Source organism: Amycolatopsis sp. NPDC003861, from assembly GCF_053605405.1.
Genome location: NZ_JBSGJD010000426.1, coordinates 1 through 4,724, shown reverse-complemented (window position 1 = coordinate 4,724; position 4,724 = coordinate 1). Strand labels below are relative to the sequence as shown.

The following is a 4,724-nucleotide window of genomic DNA, read 5'->3' as shown; positions in this document are numbered from 1 at the left end:
GTGCGTTGGACGCACCCAACGCCACATCGGGGCGTTCGGGCGGCCCCGCCTACCGGCCCGTGCGGCAGGCAGGCACGGCCGGGTCGTACGCCAACAACCCCGCCGCCCGGCGCGAAACCGGTGCGCTCGTCGCCTCACTGCGCGCGCACGTGCGGGACCGGCTGCCGCTGTACATGGTGCCCTCGGCGTTCGTCGTGCTCGACAAGCTCCCGGTGCTCGCCTCCGGCAAGCTGGACCGCAAGGCCCTGCCCAGCCCGGAGCGGTTCACCGCCGGGCCGGGTCGCGCGCCGCGCAATCCCGTCGAGCAGCTGCTGTGCGAGATGTTCACCGACGTCCTCGGCGTGCCGCAGGCCGGCCCGGACGACGATTTCTTCGCCCTGGGCGGGCATTCCCTGCTCGCCACCCGGCTGATCCAGCGGATCCGCGCGGCCGTCGGCGCCGAGGTGCCGGTGCGGGCCGTGTTCGACGCCCCGACGCCGGCCGCGCTCGCGGACCACCTCGCCGGGGCCGTCACCGGGACCGAGCGTCGTCCGCTCACCCGCGTCACCGAGCGGCCGGAACGGCTGCCGCTGTCGTTCGCCCAACAGCGGCTGTGGTTCCTGCACGGCCTCGAAGGCGGCTCGGCGACCTACAACGTCCCGCTCATCATGCGGCTGGCCGGGGAACTCGACGTCGACGCGCTGCGCGAAGCGCTCAACGACGTCGTGGCCCGGCACGAGGCCCTGCGGACGGTCTTCCCGGTCGCCGACGGTGTCCCGTACCAGGAGATCCTGCCCGAGCCGACAGTGGAGCTCGCCGTCCGCGAAGTGTCCGATGTGGACTCCGAAGTGGACGTTCTGGTGCGGGGCGTGTTCGACCTCGGCGCCGGGGTCCCGGTGCGCGCGGAACTGCTCACCGACGGCCCGCGGCGGCACGTGCTGGTCCTGGTCGTGCACCACATCGCCGCCGACGGCTGGTCGCTGTCCCCGCTCTGGCGGGACATCGCCGCGGCCTACCGCGCCCGCCGGCACGGCGAAGCTCCACAGTGGACACCGCTGCCGGTCCAGTACGCGGACTACACGCTCTGGCAGCGCGATCTCCTGGCCGTCGAAGAGGAAGCCCAGCTCGCCTACTGGCGGGAGACTCTGGACGGCCTGCCCGAGCGGATCGCGCTCCCGCTCGACCGGCCGCACCCGCCGGTGTCGGCCTACCGCGGCGGGTTCTTCACCTTCACCTGGGACGCCGGGCTCCAGGCCGCCGTCACCGACCTCGCCCGCGCCTGCGGGGCCAGCCCGTTCATGGTCGTGCACGCGGGCCTGACCGCACTGCTGTCGCGCCTCGGCGCGGGCACCGACCTGCCGATCGGCACCCCGATCGCCGGCCGCACCGACCCGGCCCTCGACGACCTCGTCGGCTTCTTCGTCAACACCCTGGTGCTGCGCGTGGACACCGGCGGCGACCCGACGTTCCACGACCTCGTGGCCCGGGTCCGCGAGCGCAGCCTCGACGCCTACGCCCACCAGGACGTGCCCTTCGAGCGTCTGGTCGAGGCGCTCAACCCGGCCCGGTCGCTGGCGCACCACCCGCTGTTCCAGACCATGCTCGCCTGGCAGAACACCCCCGGCGCCGGCGTCGAACTGCCCGGCCTGACCGTCACCGAACAGCCCGTCGGCACCGGCACGGCCAAGTTCGACCTCTGGTTCTCCTTCACCGAGCGCGCCGACGGCCTGCACGGGCAGGCCGAGTTCAACGCCGAGGTGTTCGACCGCGCGACCGTGACCGGCCTCCTCGACCGCCTGGAGACCCTGCTCCGGCAGGTCGCCGCCGCCCCGGACCGCCGCCTCGGCTCCCTGGACGTGCTCACCGCGGCCGAGCGTGACGGCCTCGAACCGACCTGGTCGGGGGCCGTCGCGGACGTCCCCGCGGTCACCGTGCCGGAGCTGTTCGCCGCCCAGGTCGCGCGGACCCCCGGCCACCCCGCGCTGGTCTTCGAGGACGAAGAACTCACCTACGCCGAGCTCGACGCCGTTTCGACCCGCCTCGCCCGTGTGCTCGCCGCGCGGGGAGCCGGGCCCGAGCGCGTGGTCGCCCTGGCGCTGCCCCGCTCGACGCACCTGGTCACGGCGATCCTCGCCGTGCTCAAGACGGGTGCGGCCTACCTGCCGCTCGACCCCGGCTACCCGGCCGACCGCATCGCGTTCATGCTGGAAGACGCCGACCCGGCGCTCGTGCTGGCCGTCGCGGAGACCGCCGTCGAGGGCGCTCTGCTCCTGGACGACCCGGACACCCTGGCCGGAGTCGCGGCCGAGCCCCTCGAAGTCGTCCTCCGCCCCGAGAACCCGGCGTACGTCATCTACACCTCAGGGTCGACCGGCCGGCCGAAGGGGGTCGTCGTCCCGCACGCCGGGATCGTCAACCGGCTGCTCTGGATGCAGGACGCATACGGCCTCACCGCCGAAGACCGGGTGCTGCAGAAGACGCCGTCGAGCTTCGACGTCTCGCTGTGGGAGTTCCTCTGGCCGCTGCTCACCGGCGCCACCGAGGTGCTCGCCCGGCCGGACGGGCACAAGGACCCCGCCTACCTCGCCCGGCTGATCCGCGACCGCGGGATCACGACCGTCCACTTCGTCCCGTCCATGCTCCAGGTCTTCCTCCAGGAACCGGCGGCGCGGGAATGCCCGAGCCTGCGCCGGGTGCTGTGCAGCGGCGAAGCCCTGCCGACGGACGCCATCACGCAGTTCGGGCAGGTCCTCGACGCCGAACTGCACAACCTCTACGGACCGACCGAAGCCTCGGTCGACGTCACGGCCTGGCACACGTCCACTGAGGACACTTCCGTCCCGATCGGACGTCCGGTGTGGAACACCCGCACCTACGTCCTCGACGCCGCCCTGCGCCCGGTCCCGCCGGGCACCCCGGGCGAGCTGTACCTGGCCGGTGTCCAGCTCGCCCGCGGCTACCTCGGCCGGGCCGGGCTCACCGCCGAACGGTTCGTCGCCGACCCGTTCGGCGCACCCGGCACCCGGATGTACCGCACCGGCGACCTCGCGCGCTTCCGCCCCGACGGCGTCCTCGAGTTCCTCGGCCGCGGCGACGAGCAGATCAAGATCCGCGGCTTCCGCGTCGAACCGGGCGAGATCGCGGCGACCCTGTCCGCGCACGACGACGTCGCCCACGCCGTCGTCGTCGCCCGCGAAGACCGGCCCGGCGACGTCCGGCTGGTCGGGTACGTCGTCCCCGCCGACACCTCCGGGTCCGCCGAGGAGGAGACCGAGCAGGTCGGCGAGTGGCGCGAGCTGTACGACTCGATGTACTCCGGCGACCGCGACGAGTTCGCCGGCTGGAACTCCAGCTACACCGGCGAGCCGATCCCGCGCGCAGAGATGCGGGAGTGGCGCGACGCGATCGTCGGCCGGATCCGCTCACTCCGGCCGAAGCGGGTCCTGGAGATCGGCGTCGGCAGCGGCCTGCTGCTGACCGAACTGGCCCCGGACTGCGAGACCTACTGGGGCACGGACTTCTCCGCCGAGGTCATCGCGTCGCTGGGGGAGCGGGTCGCGGCCGATCCGGTGCTGGCCGAGCGCGTCGAACTGCGCACCGGCGACGCCGCCGACCTCGGCGGCCTGCCGTCCGGGTTCTTCGACACCATCGTGCTCAACTCCGTCGTCCAGTACTTCCCGAGCGGCACGTACCTCCTCGACGTCGTGCGCACGGCACTCGGCCTCCTGGCGCCGGGCGGGGCGCTGTTCGTCGGCGACGTCCGGGACCTGCGGCAGGTCCGGGCGTTCCACACCGCCGTGGCCCGGGCGCGCGGCGGCGACGTCGAACAGCGGTTGCTGCGGGAGAAGGAACTCCTGGTGGCACCGGAGTTCTTCGCCGGTCTCGACGGGGTGGCGGCGGACATCCGGGTCAAGCGCGGCCGGGCGGTCAACGAACTCACCCAGTACCGCTACGACGTCGTCCTGCGCCCCGGCGCGGCCGAGCCGCCGCCGGGGGAGACGCTGATCTGGGACACCGATGTGTCCACAGTGGACGAAGTGATCGTCCGCCGAGCCGACGGCCTGCGCGTCGAAGGCGTCCCGAACGGCCGCACCACCGACGGCGTGGACCCCGAAGACTGGTTCGAGCTGGGTGCGGTGGTCACCTGGTCCGCGACCGGCGACGGCTCGGTCGACGTCCTGTTCGCCGGCGACGCGGCCGGGGCGTTCCGGCCCGGTCCGGACCCGGTCCTGAGCTACACCGGCAACCCGCGGCGCTCGCGCCGGAGCACCGCGCTCCCGGCGGACCTGCGGACCTTCGCCGCCGGACGGCTGCCCGAGCACATGGTGCCGTCGGCGATCGTCGTCCTCGACGCGCTGCCGGTGACGGCGAACGGCAAGCTCGACCGCCGCGCCCTGCCCGCCCCGGACGTCAGCGCGCCGGTCTCGGACCGCGAGCCGCGCACCCTCCTCGAACGGCAGCTGTGCGAGCTGTTCGCCGACGTCCTCGGCCTGCCGCGGGTCGGCCCGGACGACAGCTTCTTCGCCCTCGGCGGCCATTCGCTGCTGGCCACCCGGCTGATCGCCCGCGTCCGCACCACTCTCCAGGCCGAGCTCGAAGTGCGGGCGGTCTTCGAAACGCCGACGCCGGCGGGCCTGGCCGGGGTGCTCGCCACCGCCCAGGGAACCGCGCGGCCGCCGCTGGTCGCCGCCCGGCAACCGGACCTCGTCCCGCTGTCGGGCGCCCAGCAGCGGCTGTGGTTCCTG

At 73.8% G+C, this 4,724-nt stretch carries 1 pseudogene; it reads left to right on the top strand.

Going from position 1 to position 4,724, the window contains the following annotated elements:
• Nucleotides 1–41 precede the first annotated feature (41 nt).
• A pseudogene (locus tag ACWEVN_RS46635) lies at nt 42–4,724 on the top strand (amino acid adenylation domain-containing protein); the annotation flags it as partial.